Annotated in this window: 18 protein-coding genes; 7 read left to right on the plus strand and 11 right to left on the minus strand. The window is 71.5% G+C overall.

Annotated features, from left to right (window positions below; all coding sequences use genetic code 11):
- The first annotated feature begins 205 nt into the window (after positions 1-205).
- The gene (locus BJ958_RS13760; RefSeq protein ID WP_179727349.1) at positions 206-2,485 is read left to right on the plus strand and encodes a S9 family peptidase; all 2,280 of its coding nucleotides are present in this window, start codon (positions 206-208) and stop codon (positions 2,483-2,485) included.
- Here the strand turns inward: BJ958_RS13760 and BJ958_RS13765 are convergent, their stop codons facing one another.
- Positions 2,486-4,135: a helix-turn-helix domain-containing protein gene (locus BJ958_RS13765; protein WP_179727350.1), complete on the minus strand. Its 1,650-nt coding sequence runs from the start codon at positions 4,133-4,135 to the stop codon at positions 2,486-2,488. It lies immediately after the preceding gene.
- 86 nt (positions 4,136-4,221) lie between these two features.
- Positions 4,222-5,166: a GNAT family N-acetyltransferase gene (locus BJ958_RS13770; protein ID WP_218865748.1), complete on the minus strand. Its 945-nt coding sequence runs from the start codon at positions 5,164-5,166 to the stop codon at positions 4,222-4,224.
- Between the two features lie 92 nt (positions 5,167-5,258).
- Between BJ958_RS13770 and BJ958_RS13775 the strand changes: the two genes are divergently transcribed.
- Positions 5,259-7,130: an ABC transporter substrate-binding protein gene (locus BJ958_RS13775; protein WP_179727351.1), complete on the plus strand. Its 1,872-nt coding sequence runs from the start codon at positions 5,259-5,261 to the stop codon at positions 7,128-7,130.
- Between the two features lie 21 nt (positions 7,131-7,151).
- Here BJ958_RS13775 and BJ958_RS13780 read toward each other — a convergent pair whose 3' ends face one another.
- Genes BJ958_RS13780 through BJ958_RS13795 form a run of 4 tightly spaced genes read right to left on the minus strand, consistent with a single transcriptional unit; the run spans position 7,152 to position 12,227 of the window.
- A complete protein-coding gene (locus BJ958_RS13780) occupies positions 7,152-9,005 on the minus strand; it encodes a CocE/NonD family hydrolase (RefSeq protein ID WP_179727352.1) in 1,854 nt (617 codons plus the stop codon).
- Positions 9,002-9,979: a dipeptidase gene (locus tag BJ958_RS13785; protein WP_179727353.1), complete on the minus strand. Its 978-nt coding sequence runs from the start codon at positions 9,977-9,979 to the stop codon at positions 9,002-9,004. The genes BJ958_RS13780 and BJ958_RS13785 overlap by 4 nt, the downstream gene beginning before the upstream one ends.
- 14 nt (positions 9,980-9,993) lie before the next feature.
- A complete protein-coding gene (locus tag BJ958_RS13790) occupies positions 9,994-10,986 on the minus strand; it encodes an ornithine cyclodeaminase family protein (protein WP_179727354.1) in 993 nt (330 codons plus the stop codon).
- On the minus strand, positions 10,986-12,227 hold the full coding sequence (locus BJ958_RS13795) for an NAD(P)/FAD-dependent oxidoreductase (protein WP_179727355.1): 1,242 nt from the start codon (positions 12,225-12,227) through the stop codon (positions 10,986-10,988). The genes BJ958_RS13790 and BJ958_RS13795 overlap by 1 nt, the downstream gene beginning before the upstream one ends.
- Positions 12,228-12,346: 119 nt before the next feature.
- On the opposite strand from BJ958_RS13795, the gene BJ958_RS13800 reads away from it, so the two are divergent.
- The 3 genes from BJ958_RS13800 to BJ958_RS13810 are packed head-to-tail and all read left to right on the plus strand — an operon-like array spanning position 12,347 to position 16,306.
- On the plus strand, positions 12,347-13,003 hold the full coding sequence (locus BJ958_RS13800; protein ID WP_179727356.1) for a hypothetical protein: 657 nt from the start codon (positions 12,347-12,349) through the stop codon (positions 13,001-13,003).
- A 46-nt stretch (positions 13,004-13,049) separates the two neighbouring features.
- Positions 13,050-14,228: a serine hydrolase domain-containing protein gene (locus tag BJ958_RS13805; RefSeq protein WP_179727357.1), complete on the plus strand. Its 1,179-nt coding sequence runs from the start codon at positions 13,050-13,052 to the stop codon at positions 14,226-14,228.
- On the plus strand, positions 14,225-16,306 hold the full coding sequence (locus BJ958_RS13810; RefSeq protein WP_179727358.1) for a prolyl oligopeptidase family serine peptidase: 2,082 nt from the start codon (positions 14,225-14,227) through the stop codon (positions 16,304-16,306). The genes BJ958_RS13805 and BJ958_RS13810 overlap by 4 nt, the downstream gene beginning before the upstream one ends.
- Positions 16,307-16,316: 10 nt before the next feature.
- Here BJ958_RS13810 and BJ958_RS13815 read toward each other — a convergent pair whose 3' ends face one another.
- A complete protein-coding gene (locus BJ958_RS13815) occupies positions 16,317-17,369 on the minus strand; it encodes a dipeptidase (RefSeq protein WP_343052679.1) in 1,053 nt (350 codons plus the stop codon).
- Positions 17,354-18,457, minus strand: a complete 1,104-nt coding sequence (gene menC, locus BJ958_RS13820; protein ID WP_179727359.1) for an o-succinylbenzoate synthase — start codon at positions 18,455-18,457, stop codon at positions 17,354-17,356. The genes BJ958_RS13815 and menC overlap by 16 nt, the downstream gene beginning before the upstream one ends.
- A gap of 628 nt (positions 18,458-19,085) precedes the next feature.
- Here menC and BJ958_RS13825 point away from each other — a divergent pair.
- Positions 19,086-19,535, plus strand: a complete 450-nt coding sequence (locus BJ958_RS13825) for a hypothetical protein (RefSeq protein ID WP_179727360.1) — start codon at positions 19,086-19,088, stop codon at positions 19,533-19,535.
- A 169-nt stretch (positions 19,536-19,704) separates the two neighbouring features.
- Here the strand turns inward: BJ958_RS13825 and BJ958_RS13830 are convergent, their stop codons facing one another.
- From BJ958_RS13830 to BJ958_RS13840, 3 genes are all read right to left on the minus strand, one after another.
- Positions 19,705-20,484 carry a hypothetical protein gene (locus BJ958_RS13830; RefSeq protein WP_179727361.1) on the minus strand — a complete coding sequence of 260 codons (780 nt, stop codon included), beginning with the start codon at positions 20,482-20,484 and terminating at the stop codon, positions 19,705-19,707.
- Positions 20,485-20,536: 52 nt separating this feature from the next.
- On the minus strand, positions 20,537-20,797 hold the full coding sequence (locus tag BJ958_RS13835) for a hypothetical protein (RefSeq protein ID WP_179727362.1): 261 nt from the start codon (positions 20,795-20,797) through the stop codon (positions 20,537-20,539).
- 109 nt (positions 20,798-20,906) lie between these two features.
- Positions 20,907-21,239: a DUF3024 domain-containing protein gene (locus BJ958_RS13840; protein ID WP_179727363.1), complete on the minus strand. Its 333-nt coding sequence runs from the start codon at positions 21,237-21,239 to the stop codon at positions 20,907-20,909.
- Positions 21,240-21,274: 35 nt separating this feature from the next.
- Between BJ958_RS13840 and BJ958_RS13845 the strand changes: the two genes are divergently transcribed.
- Positions 21,275-24,031, plus strand: a complete 2,757-nt coding sequence (locus tag BJ958_RS13845; RefSeq protein ID WP_179727364.1) for a type I restriction endonuclease subunit R — start codon at positions 21,275-21,277, stop codon at positions 24,029-24,031.
- Positions 24,032-24,055 lie beyond the last annotated feature (24 nt).

Here is a 24,055-nt window from a genome sequence, read left to right on the forward strand (position 1 = left end):
TCGACGTTCGGATCTGGATCTCTCGGGCGCATGTCGGCGAGGCCCTGGCCGTGGAGGTGGGCTCCAGTAGCCGGCCGGGGTCGTCCGCCCGATGACGTCTCCAGGCACCGATCGCCCTCGGCTTCTTCGTGACCGGCCACGAACCGCCCCGGCCCCACCGGACCTATCGTCCGGAAGCGTCCACTCCCCGGCACGAGGAGACGCCATGCTCGCCGACGCCCTGCCTGCCGCGACCTACCGGCGTGCAGAGGCCCTGCTCCCCCATCGCCGGCACCGGCTCGCGCTCCGGACGCAGGTGCGGCCCCACTGGATCGCGGACGGCGACCGGTTCTGGTACCGGGTCGAGACCGAGCGCGGAGGCGAGTTCGTCCTCGTCGACCCCGACGCCGGGACCCGGGCGCGGGCCTTCGACCACGAGCGAGTGGCCGCGGCGTTGACGGCCGCCACGGGGGAGCCCGTGGCTCCGTACGACCTGCCGTTCCGGTCGATCGCGTTCACCGGCGAGGACGGCATCGCCTTCCGGGCGTTCGGCGGCAGGTGGGTCCACGACCTCCTCGACGGGTCCCTGACGCGGGAGCCGGAGGCCCAGGCACCCTCGGCGCCGGCGGCGACGTCACCGGACGGTCGCTGGGCGGCCTTCGTCCGCGACCACGACGTGTGGATCCGCTCGAGCTCCACCGGCGAGGAGGTCAGGCTGACCACGGACGGCACCGATGACCAGCCGTACGCCACCCAGCCGGACTACGCCCAGCCGAGGCAGCTGCTCCGCCTCCTCGACGTGCCCGCAACTGCGCCGGCGCTGGTGTGGTCACCGGACTCGACGCGCCTGCTCACCCACCGCGTCGACCAGCGCGACCTGCCCCTCATGCACCTCGTCGAGTCCGCGCCGCCGGACGCGGGACGGCCGCGCCTGCACAGCTGTCGCTACCCGGTGGCTGGTGAGCCGATGGCGCGAGGGTCGTGGGTCGTGCTCGACGTCGCACGACGACAGGTCGTCGAGGTCGCGATGGACCCGTTCCAGGTCGAGTACCTGACGCCCCTCGCCCACAGCTGGGCGTGGTGGGCCGACGACGCGTCAGCGATCCACGTCGTGGACCGCTCCGACGACCTGCGCTCGATGCGCCTGTGCCGCGTCGATCCCACCACCGGCGCCACCCGCGACCTGGTCACCGAGTCCGCCGCCACCCGCATCGAGCCGAACCAGCACGACGGCGCACCGCCGCTCGTGCGCGTGCTGGCCGACGGGCACGAGGTGGTCTGGTACTCACAGCGCGACGGCTGGGGACACCTCTACCTCTACGCCGACGGCGTGCTCGTCCGTCAGCTGACCAGCGGGGCCTGGGCCGTGCAGGAGATCGCCCACGTCGACGAGACCGCCCGGGCGGCGTACGTCGTGGTGACGGGGATGGTCGCCGACGACCCCTACCGCCGCTCACTGCTGCGTGTCGACCTCGACGGCGGCGCGCCGGCGCGGCTGACCGACGACCGCGACCACGCGGTTGCGGTGGCCCCGCACGGACGCTGGTTCGTCGACACGGCGTCCACGGTCGACTCGGCGCCGGAGACGGTTGTCCGCGGCACCGACGGGGCACTGCTGCTCGAGCTCGAGCAGGCCGACCTCGGCCCGTTGCGCGCCCTCGGGTGGAGTCCACCCGAGCGGTTCCGCGCGCTCGCGGCGGACGGCCGGACCCCGCTGTACGGCCTGCTCTACAAGCCGTTCGACCTCGACCCGACGCAGACCTACCCGGTGGTCGACCACGACTACCCCGGACCGCAGGTCCACGTCGCCCGGGCAGGGTTCGACCAGGGAGCGTTCGGAGCCGACTCGGAGGCCGTGGCGGCCCTCGGCATGGCCGTGCTGGTCGTGGACGGCAGGGGGACCCCCGGCCGGGACAAGGCCTTCCACGACCAGGCCGACCGCAACCTGCACACCGCCGGGTTCCTCGACGACCACGTCGCGGTGCTCCGTCAGCTCGCCGAGTCCCGCCCGTGGCTGGACCTCGACCGGGTGGGCATCTTCGGCCGGTCCGGCGGTGGATACGCGGCCGCGCGGGCGCTCCTCGCGCATCCCGACGTCTACTCGGTCGGCGTCGCCGAGGCGGGCAACCACGACAACCGGATGTACCACGCCAGCTGGGTCGAGATGTACGACGGCCCCTACGACCCGAGCGACGGTGCGCGGCTGTCGAACACCGAGCTCGCCGGCAACCTGACCGGGCGTCTGCTGCTGGTCCACGGCGACATGGACGACAACGTCACCCCGCACCTCACGATGCGTCTGGTGGAGGCGCTGATCGCGGCCGACAAGGACTTCGACCTGCTCATCGTCCCCGGCGCCGAGCACGCCTTCACCGGGCGCCAGCACTACGTGCTCCGCAAGCGCTGGGACCACCTGGTCCGGCACCTGCTGCACCGGGAGCCGCCGCACTACCGCCTTGCGCCGATCCCGCCCGACCCCGAGCTCGTCGCGTTCTTCCTCGGCTGATCAGGCCTGTGGGTCGAGAAGCCGCAGCTGGACCATGGCGGCGAACCGCTGCCGGGGATCCTTGAGGTCGAGCCCGCTGACCTCGCTGACACGGCGGATCCGGTAGCGGTAGGTGTTCGGGTGCACGTACATCCGCGCAGCTGCCGCGGGAAGGTCCCCGAAGCAGTCGAGCCACGCCCGCAACGTGTCGACGAGCTGGGCCTGGTGCTCGAGGTCGTAGTCCAGCAACCGCGCGATCTCCGGCATCGTGCCCTCGCGACGGGCGGCTGCCAGGTCGGCGAGGTCGAGCAGGAGCGAGTCGATGAGGACGTCCTCCGAGGTCGCGACCCGACGCGATCCCGCTTCGTGGCGCAGGACGCGCAGCGCACGGTCGGCGCCCTGGCGAGCGGTCGGCAACGCAGCGACGTCCCCGGCCAGGGGGCCGATCCCGATCAGTGCCGGCACCTGGCGACCGATGCGGTCGAGGAAGGCCTGCGCCATCCGCCGGGCGCGGGCTGCCGGATCGGCCGCGTCGACGGTGACCGGCACCGTGCCGTAGGCGCGGTCGCCCAGCACCGCCACCGCCGCCCCCTGCTGGAGCGCGGTGAGGTGGACGCCGAAGGCGTCCGCGGCCCGCTGCAGCTGGGTCGCGTGCGCCGCGACGTCGCTCTGCGCCCCTTCGGGGTCCGGCACCTCCAGCGCGAGCGCGAACACCATCACCGGCCGCCCGATGATGCCGAGCCGGCCCGCCGCCTCCGCGGCCGAGGGCCCACCCTCCAGCGCGGTGCTGAGCAGGTCGGCACGGAGGCGCCGCTCGACGTCGGACCCGGCGCGCACCCGCAACAGGTGCAGGGCGACGAGCTTGGCGGCGTCGGCGAGCGCCGCGTTGCGCTCGGGATCCAGGGGCTCGGGCACCGCGACCCAGATCGAGCCCAGGATCTCCTGTCCCGCTCGTACGGCGATCGCCACGCGCGCCATCGCGTGCTCGTCGTTCTCCAGGGCGAGGGACGGCAGGAACACCGGACCGTCCGCGCGGTGGATCTGGTCGAACTCACCCCGCGACTCCTGCTCCTGGACGTACCTGTCGGGAACCTTGCGGCCGAGGATCGTCTCGATCCGCTGGGCGTCCGCCTCGTCCTGGCGCCCGGAGAACGCCAGCACGTTGGAGTGACAGTCCTCGATCGTGATCGGGCCGTCGAGCAGGGCCGCGATCGCGTTGGCCAGGGAGAAGAGGTCACCCGACGCGATCCCTCCGATGAGGTCGACCGAGGCGCTCGCGTCGTCCTCGGTGAGCAGGGTGCGCAACATCGCCGCGAGCTGCGTCCAGGCAGCGCCTGCGGTCAGCCCCAGCAGGGCGACGCCGGCGCGCTCGGCGGTGCGCCGCATCTCCCCCGTCACGGTCAGCGGCGTCCGGACGACCAGGGCCGCCGCGTCGCTCTGCCCCAGGTCGCGCAGCAGCTGGCAGATGTCGTCGTGGTCGTGGACGCCGACGCCGAGCACGATGGAGCGCCGGGTCGTGGCCAGGTCGTCGGCGGGGTCGTGGATCGTCACGCCGCCGATGGCACGCGCGCGGACGGTGTCACCGGCGAGACGCTCGAGCAGCGTGTCGCCGAGGTGGTCCAGGACCCGCTCGAGGCTGCGGTGCGGTGTCGTCGTCACGGACCTGAGCACCCCCTGACCATAGGTCGAAGGATAGGTCTCCTCGCTCGTCGCCGGGCCCGAACCGAGCGCCTCGACTTGGTCGCCCGCCACGAACGTCAGCCGGACGCGCGCTCCAGCAGGTATCCGCGAGCCTGGTCGAAACCGACGATGCGGGCGCCCGCCTCCAGCTCCGCGCAGAGAAGCGCGCGAACGGCGAGCCGCCACTGTCGGCCGGCCTCCGGGTCGGCGTCCCGCAGCCGCTCGACGTCGCCCGGCAGCCCGACCGTGATCCGGGCGGCCTGCGGCGCGAGCGTCGTCCGCGGACGGTCGTCGGGCCCGGAGACGAGCACCGCGGCCGCGTCACGGAACTCGCCCGCCGCCGTGCGAGGCACCGTCAGCTCCCAGTGCAGGTAGAGCCGATCGGTCGCGTCCTCGCGGTTGATGCCGTCGTCGAGGGCACCGTAGAAGTTCACGTGGTAGCGGACGGGTCGCGCACCGAGCTTGGTCAGGTTGAAGTGGGCGTTGCGGCGGATCAACGGGTCGAAGGTCCACGCGATGGTCTCCATGCCGTGGTGCAGGGCCCAGGCCCGCTGGTGCAGCTTGATCGCGTAGCCGACGCCGCGCTGCTGGGCTGCGGCGGCGACACCGGCGATGTGGCTGTGCAGCAGCCGGCTCTCCGGGGGGCCGGCGAAGGCGACGCAGGCGCCGAGCAGGGCGGGACCGTCGTACGCGCCGACGACGTAGCTCTCGGCCGCCGACAGCGCCCGCAGCATCTCCACCGACACCGGTGCCGTGCCCGGCGTCCCCTTCCAGATGTCGATGTAGAGCTGGGCGACCTGCTCGAGGTCGACCAGGTCCCGCAGCTCGCGCAGCTCGACCCCGGCGTCCGCAGCCGCGGCCGCGGCCTCGGCCACCGCGTCGTGACGGAGCACCGCAGGAGGCGGTTCGGCGGCGATCGGGGAAGCGAGGTAGTCGGACACGACGACGATCGTCCAGCGCGTGCCGACCGGGGTCGTGGTCTGCAGGCACGACGTCCGCGACGACAAATCGTGGCCGGCCACGAAGTCGCCGCGGCGACGTCCCGGCACCGTGGAGCGACACGGCTACCGCCGCGGGCGGGCCCACTAGCCTCGACGCAGAACAGGAGTCCTCGATGAGCGCGATCACCTCTCGTCGGTCGGCCCGCACACTGATCGCCGCCACGTCGATCATGCTGCTCGCGACCGCGTGCACGACGGCCAAGGAGCCACCGGCCCACAAGGACGGTGCCCTCGGCTCGTTGCCCTCGCAGAGCGGGAAACCGAAGGACGGGGGCACGATCAGCGTCGCCCTGCCGGTCGGCCTGTCCCCCAGCACCATGTTCCCCCTGCCCTCGAGCACCGACATCCCGCTCGGCAACCAGCTGCTCGTGCGCAACCTCTACGCCGAGGCGGACGTGGGCACCGACGACCTGGTCAATGCGGAGCAGAGCCTCGCCGAGCTCCCGGAGTTCAGCAGCGACGGCACGACGGTCACGATCGCGTTGAAGGAAGGCAACACGTGGTCCGACGGGGCCCCGGTCGTCGCCGACGACCTGGTGTTCACCATCGACCTCATCAAGGCGGCCGTCGGGCTGAGCGCGGTGAACTGGGCGTCCTACGTGCCGGGCGGCTTCCCCGACAACGTCACCAGCGTCACGGCGAGCGACGACCACACCGTCGAGCTGAAGCTGAGCGAGCCGACGAACCCGGGCTACTTCCTGCACAGCGTCGCGATCCAGCTCAAGCCCCTGCCTTCCACCGCCTGGAACATCGCGGCCAAGGACGGCGCCCACCTCGACTTCACCGATCCGGCCAACGCGAAGAAGATCTACACCTTCCTGGCCGAGCAGGGCCGAGTGCTCACGGACTTCGCCACGAACCCGCTCTGGCAGACCGTCAACGGGCCGTTCCGGCTGGAGACGTTCGACCCGTCGACCGGCGGCTACACGCTGGCACCGAACCCGGCCTACACCGGCCCCGATCCCTCCCGCGTGGACGCGGTGCAGTTCCGCCCGTTCACCTCGACCCAGGCGATGCTCAACCAGCTGCTCGCCGGGGAGCTGACGGTGGGCGCGCTCGACGCGAGCTTCGCGACCCAGCTCGACGCCCTCGAGAAGAAGGGCTACCACGTCTACGGGCGTCCCGGGCCAGCCGCCGTCAACCCGCTGGTGATCAACTTCGCGAACACCACCGGCAACTTCGACAAGGTGATCGCCCAGCTCTACGTGCGTCAGGCGCTCCAGCACCTCATCGACCAGCCCGGCTACATCAAGAGCCGCGGCGTCTACAACGGTGCGGCCGCGCCCAACTACAGCACCGCCCAGGCCGGCACGCCGTACGCACCGGAGTTCGGGGACGAGGCGCCGTACCCGTACGACCCCGCGGCGGCGAAGAAGCTGCTGACCGACCACGGTTGGAAGGTCGTCGAGGGCGGCACGACGACGTGCGTGAGCCCGGGCACCGGCCCGGGGAACTGCGGGGAGGGGATCCCCCAGGGCCAGGAGCTGAGCTTCAACCTGCTCTACGCCAACGCGCCCGCGAGCAACGTCAACCGTGACCTCGCCTTCATCTCCGAGGCGCGCAAGCTCGGGATCACGATCACCGGCGAGGCGAAGGCGCTCAACTTCTTGTACAAGAACACCGACAACAACGGGAGCCCGGCCTACAAGGACAAGTGGGCGATGGTGGACCAGGGCGCCTTCACGATGGGCGCCTACCCGTCGGCGTCGATCTTCCTGAGCAGCAAGGCCTTCTTCAACCTCGGCAGCTACAACGACCCGAAGGCCGACGAGCTGATCGAGGCCTCGGTGCACTCGACGGATCCGAAGGCGCTGGTCGCGGAGACGACCTACCTGGGCGAGAACCTGCCGTGGCTGTTCATGCCCAACGTCGACAACATCGCGGTGTGGAGCGACAAGATCTCCGGCCCGCCCGCATCCTTCGCCAACCTCACGGCCTACGGTCTCGTCGGCGCGAACCCGCAGGCCTGGTACTTCCACTCCTGACCGGCCCGAGCCGGCTGCACCTCAGCGCAGGACCGTGAGGTGCAGCCGGCTCGGGTGCGTCGCGTCGTGGTGGACGACCTGCCGGGCCGGCACCGGCTCGCCCTGCTCGCCGCCGAGGTTGGCGTTGCGCTCGAAGCGGGGGAAGTCGGCCGAGCAGATGTCGATGCGTACGGCGTGCCCCGCGCGGAACCGGTTGGCGGTCGCCCACAGGTCGATGTCGTAACGGTGGACCACGCCCGGCTCGATCAGCGACGGACCCTGCGCGAGGTCGCGATAGCGGGCACGGACCATGCCGGACTGCAGCAGGATCGCCCGCCCGTCGGGGAACACGTCGCTCAGGCGGACCACGAAGTCGGAGTCACGCGCACTCGATGCGGCGTGCAGCGTCACCCGCAGCGGCCCGACCACGTCGAGGTCGGCCCGGAGCACCTGCGAGGTGTAGACGAGCACGTCGGGCCGTGCCTGCACCGAGGTGAGGTCGACACTGCCGGGCCGGAAGACGTCGGACACGATGCTCCCGCCCACGGTCGGCGTCGGGTCGAGCGGGTCGTAGACGTAGTCGTCGGGCGGCGAGTCCGCCGGCGGCGGCTCGGCCAGCAACCTGCCGCCGGCTCCGAGGTGCAGGGTCATCGAGCTGGCGCCGGGCGGCGGCCAGGACTCGGTGGTGCGCCACTCGTGAGCGCCCATGAGGTAGTAGGTGACCCGCGGGATCCGGGCGACGGTGTCGGTGCGCACGGCGTCGTACCAGTGCACGAGCAGGTCGACGATGCTGCTGGTGCGGTAGTGCCGGTCGAGCTCCGGGTGCTCCTCGACACCCTCCAGGTAGCCCGGCATGTTGTGCGCCGCGGGGGTGATGACCAGGCGGCTGCGCTCCCGCACGCCGGGCCGGGCGTGTGCCTGCAGCAGCTCCCAGCTCTCCAGCGACGGGCCGAGGCCCCAGTCGTACCAGCCCGTGACGATCATCGGTGGTGCGTGCACCTCCTGGTACAGCTCCCACTCCTCGACCCGGGGCAGCAGGTAGGCCTCGCCCGACATCTCGGGCGGGAAGACGCCGTTGAGCGCGAAGGTGTCCGCATAGCTCACCCCGACGTCGCCGTCGACGGCCTTGCCGAGTGCCGTGCGGAGCAGGTCGGCGCGACCGACCGCGTCGAGCGCGCAGAGCTGACGCCACAGCCAGCGGCGTGCATCCAGCGGCGCGAGCCTGCGCAGGTGGGGGTAGCGCTCGAGCAGCCCGTCGCTGAGCCTCCCGTGCAGCGGCTCGTTGAAGAAGCCTCCGGCCGCCGTCTCCGCGCGCATCTGCCGCTCGCGCTCGGTGAAGTCGACGTCCACCTTGTCGGCGCCGTGGCCGACGCTCGTCGAGTAGGCGTCGACGAACAGGTGCGGACGCACGCCGTTGGACCGCTGACGGCCGGGATCACCGACCTCGGGTGCGATCGCGCTCATCAGCGGGTGGCGCGCCAGGCACCACTGAGTGCCGCCGAGGTAGGAGCCGCCGAGACCGCCGATGAACCCGTCGTACCAGGACTGGCGGGTGATCCACTCGACGAGGTCGATGCCGTCGTCGGACTCGTGGATGGTGAAGTCCCACGAGCCGGGCTCGCTGTCGCCGGTGCCCCGCACGTCCTGCGCCACGACCGCGAAGCCACGACGGGCGAGCTCGACGGCGGTGTCCCGGGTCGACGTGCGACCGTACGGCGTGCGCAGCGTCAGCGTCGGCACCCCGGCCGCAGCGCCGACGGGCGGCAGGTAGACCTCCGTCGCCAGCCGCAACCCGTCCCTCGTCACCATCCACGAGGTGCTGCTCGTGATCTCCTCGACCGCGTGAACCGGTCGACGGGCACGGTCTGCACCGAGGACGGCGTCGAGACCGGTCATCCGGCGTGCCCCGTCCTCCACGCGACGTCCAGGGCGCGCAGCAGGTTCTCGCCGAGGATCCCGCTCACCTCGTCGTCGGAGAAGCCCCGGCTGCGCAGTGCCGGGCCGACGTTGCGGACCTCGTCCCACCAGGCCAGTCCGGTCGGCCAGGTCCACGGCGGGCGCGGGTAGTAGCGCTCGTCGTAGCCGAAGTAGTCGTAGTCGTCCTCGTTCTCGTCGATGAAGTCCGTGCCGAGGCTGAGGTGCTGGGGGCCGACCCGCTCCGCGATGTGCACCGCGTGGTCGAGCAGCTGGTCCAGCGTGGGAGCCGGATCCGCCGAGACGAAGCTCGGGAAGGCGCACAGCCCGATCACGCCGCCCGTCGCGGCGATCCGGTCGATCACCTCGTCGCGCAGGTTGCGCGGGGAGTCGTGCACCGCGCGGGCGTTGGCGTGGGTGGCGATCACCGGCGCCTGCGCCTGGTCGAGCACGTCGTGGCAGACCCGCTCCCCCGCGTGCGAGAGGTCGACGGCGATGCCGACCTGCTGCAGGCGTCGTACGACGTCGCGGCCGAACCGGGTCAGCCCGGCATCGCGCTCCTCGAGGCAACCGTCGCCGACGAGTCCAGCGTGGTTGTAGGTCGGCTGCATGACGCGCACGCCCAGCCGGTGGAAGGCGTCGACCATGCCGACGTCGTTGCCGAGCGGCATGGTGCCCTGGAAGTGCAGCACCGCCGCGAGCTCGCCGCCGGCGACGATCGCTCGCAGCTGCTCGACCGTGGTCGCCACCCGCGCACCGGTCTCGGGGCGGGCGTCGGCCCGCCACCACTCGTTGAGCGCAGCAACGGCCACCTCGGTCGTCTCCAGCGCGGCGACGGTGACGAGAGCCGCCCGCACACCGCCTGCCCGCAGGCGCGGCAGCTCGGCCTTGAGGGTGCGCGGGGAGATCCCTGCTGCGCAGCCGTCGACGCACACGGCGCCGGTCTGGTCGGTCATGTCCCGGGTCTCCTTCACTGGCTGAGGTCGAGGTGCTGGCCCGCGCCGCGGTCACGGGCCGTGGCGATGACGGCGGCCGCGGCCGCGGCGTCCTGGAGTCCGATGCCGGTGCTGTTGTAGAAGACGATCTCGTCGTCGCCTCCTCGCCCGGCCGCGAGGCCGACGAGGACCTCGCCCAGGCCGGTCAGGTCCGCAGCGGCCAGCCGGCCGCTGGCCAGGCCGGCGACGACGGGTCCGGCCTGGACCTGAGCGCTGTGGCGGTCGTCGACGACGACCCTCGCCGCGCGCGCGAGCAGGTCCTGGCCCACCTCGCAGCGGGTCGGCGAGATGGAGCCGAGCGAGACGACGAGCGTGCCGCCGGCCACCCATCCGGCATCGAGGACAGGGGTGTGGGACGTGGTGCCGAGCACGACGACGTCCGCCCCGGCGACGGCGGAGCGCACGTCGGCGGCGCCGCGGACGGTGAGCCCGGTGTCCGCGGCCAGCTCGTTCGCGAGGGACGCCGCACGCTGCGCCGAGCGTCCCGCGATCCGCACCTCGACGGTCCGGCCGCGCGCGGCGAGGGCCCGCACGTGCGCGGCGGCCTGGACGCCCGTGCCGACGATCGCGACCTCCAGGGGTCCCGGTACGGCCAGCGCCTCGACGGCGACCATGGTGGCGGCCGCCGTGCGGCGGGTGGTGATCTCGGTGCCCTCGATGATCGCCGCGAGCCGACCGGTCCCGGCGTCCAGCGCGAGGACCGTCGCGCTGATCGTGGGGATCCCACGCTCGGCGTTGCCCGGGTTGACGCTGCCGAACTTGCAGACCGCCCCGAACGGCAGCAGCCGCGAGGCGTAGGTGAAGCACAGGTCGTCCAGGCCGGGGTGCTCCAGCATGATCTTCGCCGACGGCCTCGCAGCGCCCTGCCCGATCGCCGTGAACGCCCGCACCTGCGAGTCATAGGCGGTGTCGGCGTCGAAGAGTGCAGCGACGTCGCCGCGGCTCAGCACCAGGGTCGGCTCGTCCATCACGCCGCTCCCCTCGCCCGTCGACGAGCACCGTCCGTGACGAGCTCCGCGAGGATCTCGCCTGTCACCGGCGCCAGGGTCACGCCGAGGGTCCCGTGTCCCGTGGCCAGCAGGAGGTTGTCGACCGACCGGTCGCGGCCCAGCAGGGGCAGGCCGCCGGCCGTCATCGGCCGCGCTCCCTGCCAGGCGACGCCGTCCGGCAGGTCGGCGAGCGCCGGCACCAGCCGCGTCGCCGCGGACCGCAGCCCGGCGACGGTCGCGTCGGCCCGCTCGCTGCTGGGCCGGCCGCCGAGCTGCATGCCGCCGGTGACGCGGAGCCCGCCCGGCAGCGGGCTGACGACGACGTGCGCGTCGGCGTCCATCAACGCCCGTCCGACCAGCGGCTCGGGCGTCGGGACGGTCAGGCTCCAGCCGTGGCCGGCCTCCACGGGAACCCGGGCGCCGAGCAGCGCGCCCACCGCGCGGCTCGACGCACCGGCCGCGAGCACCACCCAGCGCGCCTCGACGACCCGCGTGGTGGTCCGCAGCGCCCGTATCCGTGGACCGTCCCGTTCCGCGGAGACCACGGGCTCGCGCAGCACGCACGCGCCGCGCTCCTCGGCGTCGTGGAGCAGCATCACGGTCGCCCGGGCCGGGTCGAGGACACCCTCCTGCGGGAACCACACCCCGGCAGCGACCTCGGCCCCCAGCGCCGGCTCGAGGGCTCTCGCCTCGTCGCCGTCGACCAGTCGACCCGCGGAGCCGACACGCTCGAGGTCACGCACGACCGACGCCGCGGCCGCCGGCCCGGACGCCGGGCCGAAGGTCCACAGCCAGCCCACCGTGCGCAGACCGAGGTCGAGCCCCTCGGCAGCCAGGTCGTCGTAGAGCCGACGGCTGCGGGCGGCGAGGTCGAAGGTGGTGCGAGCGGTGCGCCGGACCCGGTCGGGCCGGGCACTGAGCACGAACCGCGCGAGCCAGCCGGCCGTCGCCGCGGAGAAGGGCCGCCCGACGCTGATCGCGGCGTCGTGGCCCAGCGCCCCACGCAGCCCGGCGCGCAGGTTGGCCGGTGTCGCCATCGGCACGGAGTAGCTCGGCACGACCAGCCCGGCGTTGCCCCGCGAGGCTCCCTCGCCGGGCGCCGGGTCGATCACGACCACCTCGAACCCCCGTGCCCGGACCGCCCTGGCCACACACGCTCCGATGACGCCGCCCCCGATCACCGCGACGTCGACCCGGACCGAGGAGTGCTGCGCTGCCATGGCATCCAGGTCTACCGATCCCGCGTGCCGGACGCTTCGTGTCACCACGCGAACGCCGGCCGGCCCCGTCGTGACCGGGCACCAACGCCCCGGCCGTGCGGCTGCGTAGCGTCTCGCCGGTGACCGGCTCCCCCGCACGCCTGCCCGCCTATGTCGCCCAGTTCGAGAGCCCGGACCTGGTCGCGGGGATCATCGACGGCACCGCGCGGCCCGAGGACGACCCGCGCTGGGCACGCTCGGGTGCGCGCGATCGCGAGGAGTACGCCTTCTGGGCGGGACGCTCCTGCGGCATCGCCTGCCTGCGCAGCATCCTGCTCGACCGGGTCGGCGGGAGCCCCGCTCCGGTGGCGCTCGCCCGCGAGCTCCTGGCCGCCGGCGGCTACGTCGTGCACGAGGACGGGGTGCGCGGCCTGGTCTACGGCCCGTTCGTGGACTACCTGCGCACCCGCTGGGCGATCGCCGCGCACGTCCGCGACGGCTACCCGGCCCCGGACCTGGCCGCCGACCTACGAGCCGGCGCGTGGGTCATCGCCTCGGTCCACTCCTCGATCCGCGATGCCCCCGCCCCGCCACCCGCACGAGGGGGCCACCTCGTCCTGGCCTACGCCGCCCCGGGGGCGCACGTCGTCTTCCACGACCCCGCGGGCCCGACCGCGGAGCGCCGAGCGGCCGTGCGCCTGCCGATCGAGGTGTTCGACCACTACTACGCGCGGCGCGGGATCGTCGTACCACCGCCTTCGTCGCCGGACGCGAAGATCCGCGGGAGCGGCTCGTGAGCGCGCACGAACCGCCTGTCGACGAGCGTGGGTAGCGTGCCGGTCGATGAGCACCGAACTCGCCTCCGCCCGCGACGAGCTGTCCGCCCGCCTCGACGCCACCTTCCGCCGTGCTGCCGGGGCCACCGCCGCCCCGGGGGTGCAGGCAGCGGTGATGCACCAGGGCGCGGTCGTGTGGACCGGCACCCACGGGCTGGCCGACGTCGCGGCCCGCAGGCCGGTCGCCGACGACACGATGTTCTGCCTGGCGAGCTTCGGCAAGCTCGTCATCGCCGCGGCCGCGCTGCGCCAGGCAGAGTGCGGCGTCCTGGACCTCGACGCACCGCTGGCGACGTACCTCGGAGACGAGGTGCCCGGCACCGCCAGGGTGACGACCCGGATGCTGGTCACCCAGACGGCCGGCTACCCGGACATCTACACGACGCCCGAGCTCGCGCCCCTGCTCCCCCACGTCGCTCCCGGCAGCACGACGCCCAGCAGCTACGACCCGGACCGTCCGTTCACCTGGGCGATGGTGGCGCCGGCCTTCCGCGAGCCGGTCGCGCCCGGCCGGAGCTGGGCGTACTCCAACGCCGGCTACGTCCTGCTCGCCCGGGTGCTGGTCCGTGCGCTCGGCGGCGAGGACGCGATGCAGGACGCCTGCAGCGCCTTCATCCACCGGCCGGTCGACTCTCCCCCGATCCCCGACGACCAGCTGACCCTGCACCGCTCTGTGGCTGCTGCGGCGCTGCTGGCCCGCGGCTACGATCCGCAGCCCGACGGCACCTTCCGCGACGCCTACGGCGCCCATCACCCGAGCGGGGTCCCGACGGACCTCTTCGGTCTCCCGTTCGGCGACGGGATGTTCGCCGGGACGGCGCTCGGGGCCGCGCGCTTCCTCGACGGGCTGTTCGTCGGCGCGGCGTTCCTGCACCCCGAGAGCGTCGGCGAGATGACCACCCCCACCCCCGCGTCGCTCGCCGACGCCGACCTGACCCGCAAGGCCCACGGCTACGGCGCCGGCACCATGATCGAGGACGTCGCGGGCCGGCGCTGGCACGGGCACCCCGGCATGTACGGCGGCTTCTCGTCCAACGGAGCGACGGACCTCGCCCGCGGCATCACGGTCGTCGTGCTCGCCAACGGCACGTGGCTGCCCAGCGAGGAGCACCCCGACCGGATCGAGACCGCGTCGGAGTCGGTCTGGCGGGCACTGGCCACGGCCTGTGCGCAGGGGGAGGCATGAGCCACCCCCGGACGCGCCGCGGGGACGTCGTCGAGGAGCTGCACGGACGACGGATCGCCGATCCCTACCGCTGGCTCGAGGACCCCGACTCCGCCGAGACCGTCGACTGGGTCGACCGGCAGAACGCCCACGCCGAGGCACTCCTCTCCGCCCTTCCCGAGCGGGCCTGGTTCCGTGCCCGGCTCGCCGAGGCCCTCGGCCAGCCGCGCGCCGGGTGCCCGACGAGAGCGGGTGGCCGCTACCTCGTGACCCGCAACGACGGCACCCAGGACCAGGACGCGTGGTGGCTGGCCGACAGCCTCGACGAGCTGCGCGCCGGTGGCCGGCTCGTCCTCGACCCCGACTCGTGGTCGCCCGACGGCACCACGTCCGTGCGCGACGTCAGCGTGAGCCGTGACGGCCGGGTGCTCTCGGCGATCGTCAGCGAGGGCGGCAGCGACTGGTGCGAGGTCCGGCTGCTCGACATCGACAGCGGGCAGCCCGTCATCGACGCACCGATCCAGACCAAGTACGCCGCACCGACCTGGTTGCCCGACCACCGGTCCTACGTCTACGCCGCTCCGCGCCGCGAGCGGACCATGGGTGGCACCGACGCCGAGGAGTCCGGACCGATGCGGGTGCTGCGCCACCGGCTCGGCACGTCGGAGTCGTCCGACGAGGTCCTCGTCGACCTGCCCGACCTGCCGCGGGTGGTCTTCGAGTCCCTGCAGGTCTCCCACGACGAGCGATGGCTGCTCGTGACGTTCGCCGACGGGACCGACCAACGCACCCGGGTGTGGGCGTTCGCGTTGACCGACTCCGCCGGACGCACCGCGATCGGTCCGCCGCGCAAGGTCGTCGACGAGGCCGTGGCCCGCTTCGAGGTGGTCCGCGTCGTCGGTGACGACCTGGTCTGCAGCACGGACCTGGACGCCGACCGCGGGCAGGTCGTCGCGCTCGACCTGGCCGCCGCGGCACCGGTCCCCCGGGTCCTGGTCCCCGAGGCCGAGGACCAGCTGATCGGCGTCCTCGCCGCCGGCGACGAGCTGATCGCCGTACGCCTGGTAGACGCACAGCCGTGCTTCGAGCGCCATTCCCTGGACGGCGAGCGCCTGGGCCGGCTCGCCGCGCCCGCCGGCGCCCTCCTCCCCTACGGCGGCCTGTGGGCCGATCCCGGGAGCGAGGAGTTCTTCCTCGGGATCTCGACGATCACCCGGCCGCTGCAGGTCCTGCGCGGCACCGTCGGCACCGACGACCTCGAGCCGCTGGACGACCTGGTCCCGCCGGGTGGCAGCTACGACCCGCCCGAGGTCACCGTGACGCGCGTGCGGGCGGTGAGCAGGGACGGCACCGAGATCCCCTACTTCCACGTGCGCCGCAGCGACCACGACCCGGCGCGAGCCGTCCCGACGCTGGTCTACGGCTACGGCGGCTTCGGCGTTCCCGTCGGCGCCGACTTCATGCCGATCTACCCGGCCTGGCTCGAGGCCGGCGGTGCGATCGCCATCGCCAACCTGCGCGGCGGCGGCGAGTTCGGCACCGCCTGGTACGACGCCGGCCGGCTCGCCCACAAGCAGAACGTGTTCGACGACTTCATCGCCGTGGGAGAGCACCTCCTGGCGAGCGGCGCCGCCGACCACCTCGTGCTCCACGGCGGCAGCAACGGGGGCCTGCTCGTGGCGGCCGTGCTCACCCAGCGCCCCGACCTGGCGAGCGTGGTCCTGCCCGCCGTCGGGGTGATGGACCTGCTCCGCTTCCACAAGTTCACCTTCGGCGCGGCCTGGATCTCCGACTACGGCGACCCGGACGACCCGGACGACTTCGCCGTCGCCCTGGCGTACTCTCCGCTCCACAACGTGCGGCCGGCACGCTACCCGGCCACGATGGTCGTCACCGGCGACCACGACGACCGGGTCGTGCCGTCGCACAGCCACAAGTTCACGGCGACGCTCCAGCACGCCCAGCAGGGGCCCGCGCCCGTGATCACCCGGATCCAGCGGGCGGCCGGGCACGGCGCTGGCAAGGCGCTGTCCCAGGTGGTCGCCGAGTCGGGCGACATGCTGGCGTTCGCGGCGCACCACGTCGGCCTGCCGCGCTGAGGGCTCCGACTCAGGCCGGGCGGCCGAGCTCGGCCCGGAAGAGCCGGTGCACGTTCGCGCCCAGCACGGCGAGGACGTCGTCCTCGGCCCAGCCCCGACGCAGCAGCTCGTCGGTGACCAGCGGCAGCCCGGCAGGCCCCTCCAGGCCGGGGATGTAGGCGTCCGGCGGGATGTCGTCGCCCGGCACGGGCTCGCAGCACGGCGGCTGGGTGTCGGCGAGGACCTCCTTGACGAAGTCCGGGCCGAGCCCGACGTGCTCGACGCCGACGACGCTCACCACGTGCTCGAGGTGGTCCACCAACCGGCCGATGGTGTGGTCGGTGGCGTGCAGGTAGGGCGCGAAGAAGTTGACGCACACCACCCCACCCGTCGCGGCGATCGCCCTCAGGTGGGTGTCGCCGAGGTTGCGGTGGTGGTCGAGCAGCGCCCGGGCCGAGGAGTGCGTCGCGATGAGCGGTCGCGTCGCGAGCTCCAGGACGTGGTCGACCCCGCCGACCCCGAGGTGGCTCAGGTCGAACATCATCCCGAGCCGCTCCATCTCCGCCAGCGCCGCCACGCCCGCTCGGGTGAGCCGGCTGCCGGTCGCGTCCTCGCTGCTGCCGTCGGCCAGCAGGGTGCGCCCGAAGTGCGCGATCGACGCGACCCGCACTCCGAGGCGGTGCAGCGTCTCGAGCAGCTCGGTGTCGTCGCCGATGCCGGGCGCGCTCTCCAGGGCCAGGACCAGAGCGATCCTGCCCTCGCCGAGTGCAGCGTCGATCTCGACACCGTCGCGGCACAGCGCGACGGCGTCCTTGTTCGCCTCCGCGATCCGGTGGGCCGCCTCGATCATCCGCAGCGTGTGCCGCAGGGCGCCCTCGGGCCGGTACGGGTCGTCGATGAAGACGGGCAGCACCTGGAGCCGGACCCCACCCTCCCGCAGCTGGGGCAGCCAGCGCTCGCGGAAGAACTCCGCCCACCGCTCGACCGGACGGGCGACGACGGCGCAGAGCAGGTCGTTGTGGGTGTCGGCGACGACGGCGCGGCGGTGCAGTGCGGCCGCGGCCGCACTCACCACGTCAGCCACTCCGTGCGGACGGTGACCTCGGCCAGCACGTCGGGCAGGGGCGTGACGCCCAGTCCCGCTCCGGTCGGCACCGTGAGATGGCCCTCGTCCATCCGGAACGGCTCGGTGACGTCGGTGCGGTAGTAGCGGTCGGACGCCGAGGTGTCGCCGGGCAGCGTGAAGCCGGGCAGCGCGGCGAGTGCCACGTTCGCGGCCCGCCCGATGCCCGTCTCGAGCATGCCGCCGCACCACAGCGCGATGTCGTTCGCCATGCAGACATCATGGATCCGCCGGGACTCGAGGTAGCCACCGACCCGGCCGGGCTTGACGTTCACGATCGAGCAGGCGCCGAGCGCGATCGCGTCGGCGGCCGCACGGGCCGAGACGATGGACTCGTCGAGGCAGATCGGCGTGCTCATCGTCCGTGCGAGCTGGGCGTGACCGACGATGTCCTCCTCGTCGAGGGGCTGTTCGATCAGGAGCAGGTCGAACGGGTCGAGCTTCGCGAGGTGCCGTGCGTCCGAGCGCCGGTAGGCCGTGTTGGCGTCGACCTGCAGCGGGAGGTCGGGGTGACGCTCCCGCACCGCCCGCACCGGCTCGACGTCCCAGCCCGGCTCGATCTTGAGCTTGACCCGCACGTAGCCCTCGGCGACGTAGCGATCCACGGCGTCGAGCAGGTCGCCGACCGAGTCCATGATCCCCACCGACACCCCGCAGGGGACCGTCGTCCGGGCGGCACCGAGCGCCGTGCCGAAGGACACGTCCTTCACCCGCAGCTCGGCGTCCAGTACGCCCATCTCGAGGGCGGCCTTGGCCATCCGGTGTCCCTTGACCGGGGCCAGCACCCGGGCGACCTGGTCCGCGGTGAGGTCCTCGACGGCGGCGACCGCCGGCACCAGGAACCGGCTGAGCACGTCGACGCAGCCGGCGACGTACTCCGACGAGTACAGCGGCTCCATCATCGCCACGCACTCCCCCCACCCCTCGCCCTCGTCGGTGACGACGCGCAGCAGCAGGGCCTCACGCTCGGTCTCGGTGCCGAACGACGTGCGGAAGGGGGCGACCAGCGGCAGTGCCACCGTCACCAGCTCGATCCCGGTCAGCTTCATGGGACCATGCTGGCCAGCCGACGCCGACGACGCGTGGTCGCACGGCACGACGCCGGTTCGTGGCCTTCGTAGCCGGGCACGAGTGCCCGGGACTCGCCGTCAGACGTTGAAGCGGAACGATCACGCGGGGTTTCGATGGTCGTTGGTCATCCCCGGTCGATGCCGGAAACCATGGCCTGACCTGGGGAAACGTGTTCGCGGGACCGTTGGACGTCGTCGGCGATCATCGGTCTCGGCCGGACTTCTTGCGGACTATTTGCGGACCGCTGGGGTCACCTGAGCGTCTCGGGCAGGAGGGTGAAGGCCCTGGATGTGACTGGGCCGGACCGCAGTGGAGAGTGACGGCGGTCAAGGCTGACGATCTCGCGGCCGCCGAACCGCTTGGCTGCGCGGCGACGACCGGAACATCTGTCGCCGGCATGGGCAGTCGCTGAGCGCGGCGGCTCCGAAGGCTCGCGGACTTCGGGACTTGGTCGCCGCGCGGCCGCCCATCACAGCCCTGCCCCTGAGGCTCTGGAACGACTCGAAGAGTTCAAGGACCCTTTGGCCCCTCTGAGGTTGACATTGGGTACCTCTGGGGTAGCCTAAGGGTGTTCCTAGCAACCACACTTCAAAAAGGGGGCACTCAATGAACGCCACCACTACGATCACAGTCACCGTGCCCACGGAACGCCTGTCGGACGTCTACGGGTACGTTGCCACACTCTTCGCGACGAGTGCGCCAGAGGGTTCCTCTGAGGACGCGACGGTACCTTCAGCCGAACTGACTTACGACGACGTGAAGGACGCCTACCTCGGCGGGACCAACAATCAGCCGTGGAAGGACCTCCTGCTGGAGCTGTCGCTCCACCCCGGCGAGGAGGTCTTCTGGCCCGACCTCTGCGAGGCGGTGGGCTACAACCGCAAGGTGATGTCGGGCGTCATCGGAGCCGGCGAGCGGCGCACGAAGGACAAGCGGCCCTACAGCAAGCGCTACGCCGGGGACGACACCTACTTCCTGATGAGCACCGAGGTCGCGAAGATGATCCAGCAGGTCGCGACCATGGAGAAGGAGTCGACGCCCGACATCGAGGATTAGCAGCAGATGAAGAAGCCTCGGACACCGACACGGTGTCCGAGGCTTGACGTTGGCCCCTCCTTGATTGGGAAGGGGTCGCCTTCGTGGCGATGACCTACCTGCCCATCTCGCATGTGTCGGCGCGTGCACCCGCGAGGGTTCCTGCGGACTAGTTACGAACCGCCGGCCGTCAGCTATCGGCGTCCACGTCGAGGATCGCGTTTGCGACCTCGGACGGGACGAGCGTCGACCAGATGATCTCGCCCGAGCCAGGGTTCATCTCGGCCAGGGGCGACGGTTCGGGCTGCCAGTCCTCGGGCGCGACACCCGGGACGCAGTCGAGGAGTAGCGCGAACATCTGCGGGTCCGGCACTCCCTCGGCAATGATCGCTAGGTAGGCCTCGTGCCCGTTCTCTGCCCGGACGAGCGCCTTGATCCGATGGTTCCGGAACTCGGCGACGGCGAGCTGCCCGTTCTTCAGCGACATCGCGACGAGCCGGATCACCATTCGCTTCATCTCGCGCCGCCACGCGACGGCCTGTTCTGCAGCGAGGCGCTTCCAGTCCCACTCGGCCGGGAGCAGGTGATCCGAGGAGACGGTCTTCCCCGTCGTGCACTCTCGCTGCAGCGTGGCGTAGAAGTCGCGCTGGGCGCTGTCGGCTTGACGCCGCCCAGCGGCCCCGATCCACCATGCGCCTCGGCTCGGGCGCACCCAGTCCGGGAGATTGGTGCCGTGAAGCTCGGTCACGGCAGCGCGATGGTCGCTGGTCTTGACCTTGAACCAGACGCGATCGGTGAGGGCGACGACGCGCTCGGCGCCGCCTGCGTCCCGCTGTTCAGGGACGGCCTGGGCGCTCGCGATGACCGGCTGATCGATCTCTTCCAGGCGAACCCCGAGGTCTGGCGTTTCAACACCGAGGTCACCGAGGCAGCGTTTCGTTGGGCGCACGCCGATCGGTTCCGAGACCATTTGGCGAATCTAGCGGCCAGGTCCGACGCTCCAGCGGACGGCGATGCGTCGGCTATCTCGGTAGGCCGCCGAGGTCGTCGAGCTCGTCGGCGCTGAGTCCGGTCATCAGCGATACAGCAGCGGCGTCAGTGCCGTTGAGCTGGCCGAGTGCAGCCTTGATCCCGGCGTTGATCTCGTCGCGGTGGGCATCGATGTACTCGCGCACGGCAGCGTCAACGATGTCCTTCTTCGAACGGGACATGAAGTGCGCTGCGTGCGACACGAGCTCGTCAGTGGCGGCGTCGACCTTGATCGGCGCAGTAGCGGTAGCCATAGCGCTGCCCTCCTTCTCAGGTACCAAAGTACCAGAGCCTACCGCACCGGGCAATACTGAGCCTAACTGCGGAGGCTGGCGGATAGCTGGCCTCCCCCGGCACCCCTGGCTACCCCCAGAAGATCGGGTCGCCGCTGGTTCCGATGTGCTCGAGAAGCGCCTGGACATTCTTGGTCGGGCGCTTGCGCTTGTACTCGTGGAACTTCAGGTTGCGGTCGCGCCAGTAGATCGCCCACAAGCCGGTCAACTTCGTGTAGCGCAGTCGCGCGATCGGGAACCTGGTGTGTTCGCCGACGCCGTCCCACGGCGGCCGCACCTCGACGATGTCGACGTGTCCGTCAGAGACGTCGGCCTCGACCTTCAGCTCATCCCACAGGTGCTCGGGCACCCGCTCACGTGCCCACAGCCGGATGCGGTGCAGATCAGTCTCGGGAAGTGCCATGACACCAGTCCATAGCGCATAACCTACGAGGCATCATGAGCCCGGGGGATGACGCCAACCGACTTGCCGCGGAGGCGCGCGCCCGCGTACTGATCGACCGCCAGCTCACCGACGCCGGCTGGTCTGTGCAGGACAGCCGGTCACTGAACCTCTTCGCCGCCCAGGGCGTCGCGCGCCGCGAAGCCACGATGGCGACCGGGCACGGTCGAGCCGACTACCTGCTCTACGTCGACCAGCAGGTCGTCGGCGTGATCGAGGCGAAGCCCGAGGGCACCCCCCTGTCTGGGGTCGAGTGGCAGTCCGCGATGTACGCCGACGGCCTCCCTCCCGACGTGAGACTGGCAGCGCTGGCCAAGGACGGACGGCTCCCGTTCGTGTTCGAAGCCAGTGGCACCGAGACCCACTTCACCAATGGGTTCGACCCGGGGCCGCGTGCCCGCCGGATCTTCAACTTCCCCAAGGCGGCCACCCTCGCCAAGACCCTGCGCCGCAAGGACGAGGAGCACCCCACCTGGCGGGGCAAGGTCACCGCGTTGCCACCGCTGGACACCACTCCCCTACGGCCGGCGCAGATCGAAGCGATCAACGGCGTCGAGCAGAGCCTGCGCGAGCAGCGCTACGACCGGAGCCTGGTGCAGATGGCGACCGGCGCCGGCAAGACCTACACCGCAGTCACCCTGTCCTACCGGCTGCTGAAGTTCGGCGGGTTCGACCGGATCCTCTTCCTCGTCGACCGCAACAACTTGGCCAAGCAGACGATGGCGGAGTTCGAGAACTACCGCACTCCAGACGACGGCCGCCGCTTCACCGAGCTCTACAACGTGAATCGGCTCAACCGCGGCCCGATGCCGGAGTCGACCGCCCTCGCGATCTCCACCATCCAGCGCGTCTTCAAGGCACTGCGCAACGAGGAGGTCGGCGAGAGCGACGACCCCGCGCTGGACGGCTGGGTGCCCGACACCCCGGTGACCGTCGCCTACAACTCCGACATCCCACCGGAGACGTTCGACCTGATCGTCGTCGACGAGGCCCATCGTTCGATCTACGGCCAGTGGCGCGGTGTCCTCGAGTACTTCGACGCCCACGTCGTCGGCCTCACCGCGACCCCCGGCAAACAGACTTTCGGGTTCTTCAAGCAGAACCTCGTCTCCGAGTACACCTATCCCCAGTCGGTGGCCGACAACGTCAACGTCGACTTCGACATCTACCGGATCAAGACCCAGATCAGCGACCAGGGCTCGACGATCGAGGCCGGCACAGTCGTCCCGAAGGTCGACCGGCGCACCCGCGCCCAGCGCTATGTGGCTCTGGACGAGGACCTCGAGTACACCAGCGGCCAGCTCGACCGCGCGGTGACCGCGACCGACCAGATCCGCACCGTGTTCGAGACCTTCCGCGACAAGCTCTTCACCGAGATCTTCCCTGGACGATCGACCGTGCCGAAGACCCTCATCTTCGCCAAGGACGACGCCCACGCCGAGGAGATCGTCATCCAGGTGCGCGAAGTCTTCGGCAAGGGCAACGACTTCGCCGCCAAGATCACGTACACCGCCCGCAACGCCGACCAGCAGCTCGCCGCGTTCCGCACCAGCCCGGCTCTCCGGATCGCGGTCACCGTCGACATGATCGCCACCGGAACTGACGTGAAGCCGCTGGAGTGCGTGTTCTTCGTGCGCGACGTGCGCTCGCCGCAGTACTTCGAGCAGATGAAGGGTCGCGGCGCCCGCACCATCCCGGCGGCCGACTTCCAGGCAGTCACCCCCGACGCCAAGCAGAAGACCCGCTTCGTGCTCATCGACGCCATCGGGGTCACCGAGCACGACTTCGTCGAGCCGCCGCTCAACCGCGAGAAGTCGGTCAGCCTCCAGAAGCTGCTGCAGAAGGCCGCCAACCTGACCATCACCGAAGACGAGACGGCGACCCTCGCATCACGGCTTGCCGCCCTCGAACACCAGTTGACCCCCGAGGAGCGCACCGAGCTCGACTCCGTCGCCGGCGGGTCTGTGCGGAACGTGGTCCGCCATCTCGTCGACGCCGTCGACCCCGACCGTCAAGCCGAAGCCATCGAGGGTGCCGAGGACCCGGACTCCGCTCGTCAGCAGCTGATCATCGACGCCGTGAAGCCACTCGCATCGAACCCCGATCTGCGCGCCCGCATCCTCGAGCTCCGCCGCGTCCACGACCGGGTGGTCGATGAGGTCTCCGCAGACGTCCTGCTCGACGCGTACGGCGTGGTCGACACCAGCAAGGCAACGTCCGTCGTCGAGTCCTGGCGCGAATACCTCAACAAGCATCGAGCTGAGATCACCGCGATCCAGCTCCTCACCGAAGCCAAGGAGCGCCGGATCTCGTTCAGCGATATTAAAGAGCTGGCGGACCGCATCGCCCGACCTCCCTACAACTGGACGCCCGACATCATCTGGAACGCGTACGTCGCCTTGGACCCACAGTTCGCCACCAAGTCCGACCACCGCACGTTGACCGACCTCGTCTCGCTGGTCCGCTTCACCGTCGGGGTCGACGACAAGCTCGTCCCCTACGTCGAACGAGTGCAGGAAAGGTACGCCGCCTGGCTGGCCCAGCAGGAGCAGGCAGGCGTGACGTTCACGGACTCAGAGCGCTGGTGGCTCGACAACATGGTCAAGGTGATCGCGAACTCTGCCGGCATCCGTACGGAGGACCTCGACGACGCCCCCTTCATCGAGCGCGGTGGCACCGACGGCGCCCTGCGCGACCTCGGCGACCGCGCGGCGGAGCTCATCGACGAACTGAATTCGGAGCTCACCGCGTGAGCACGCCGTCTGCAGCGCTTCGCG

Origin of the sequence: Nocardioides kongjuensis (assembly GCF_013409625.1) — a bacterium.
In the GTDB taxonomy this organism is placed as follows: domain Bacteria; phylum Actinomycetota; class Actinomycetes; order Propionibacteriales; family Nocardioidaceae; genus Nocardioides; species Nocardioides kongjuensis.

Bases quoted from the DNA above. Each gene is read 5' to 3' on its own strand.
- BJ958_RS13760 (WP_179727349.1), top strand. From the start codon at position 206: ATGCTCGCCGACGCCCTGCCTGCCGCGACCTACCGGCGTGCAGAGGCC.
- BJ958_RS13775 (WP_179727351.1), top strand. From the start codon at position 5,259: ATGAGCGCGATCACCTCTCGTCGGTCGGCCCGCACACTGATCGCCGCC.
- BJ958_RS13780 (WP_179727352.1), bottom strand. From the start codon at position 9,005: ATGACCGGTCTCGACGCCGTCCTCGGTGCAGACCGTGCCCGTCGACCG.
- BJ958_RS13785 (WP_179727353.1), bottom strand. From the start codon at position 9,979: ATGACCGACCAGACCGGCGCCGTGTGCGTCGACGGCTGCGCAGCAGGG.
- BJ958_RS13790 (WP_179727354.1), bottom strand. From the start codon at position 10,986: ATGGACGAGCCGACCCTGGTGCTGAGCCGCGGCGACGTCGCTGCACTC.
- BJ958_RS13795 (WP_179727355.1), bottom strand. From the start codon at position 12,227: ATGGCAGCGCAGCACTCCTCGGTCCGGGTCGACGTCGCGGTGATCGGG.
- BJ958_RS13805 (WP_179727357.1), top strand. From the start codon at position 13,050: ATGAGCACCGAACTCGCCTCCGCCCGCGACGAGCTGTCCGCCCGCCTC.
- BJ958_RS13810 (WP_179727358.1), top strand. From the start codon at position 14,225: ATGAGCCACCCCCGGACGCGCCGCGGGGACGTCGTCGAGGAGCTGCAC.
- menC (WP_179727359.1), bottom strand. From the start codon at position 18,457: ATGAAGCTGACCGGGATCGAGCTGGTGACGGTGGCACTGCCGCTGGTC.
- BJ958_RS13825 (WP_179727360.1), top strand. From the start codon at position 19,086: ATGAACGCCACCACTACGATCACAGTCACCGTGCCCACGGAACGCCTG.
- BJ958_RS13830 (WP_179727361.1), bottom strand. From the start codon at position 20,484: ATGGTCTCGGAACCGATCGGCGTGCGCCCAACGAAACGCTGCCTCGGT.
- BJ958_RS13835 (WP_179727362.1), bottom strand. From the start codon at position 20,797: ATGGCTACCGCTACTGCGCCGATCAAGGTCGACGCCGCCACTGACGAG.
- BJ958_RS13840 (WP_179727363.1), bottom strand. From the start codon at position 21,239: ATGGCACTTCCCGAGACTGATCTGCACCGCATCCGGCTGTGGGCACGT.
- BJ958_RS13845 (WP_179727364.1), top strand. From the start codon at position 21,275: ATGAGCCCGGGGGATGACGCCAACCGACTTGCCGCGGAGGCGCGCGCC.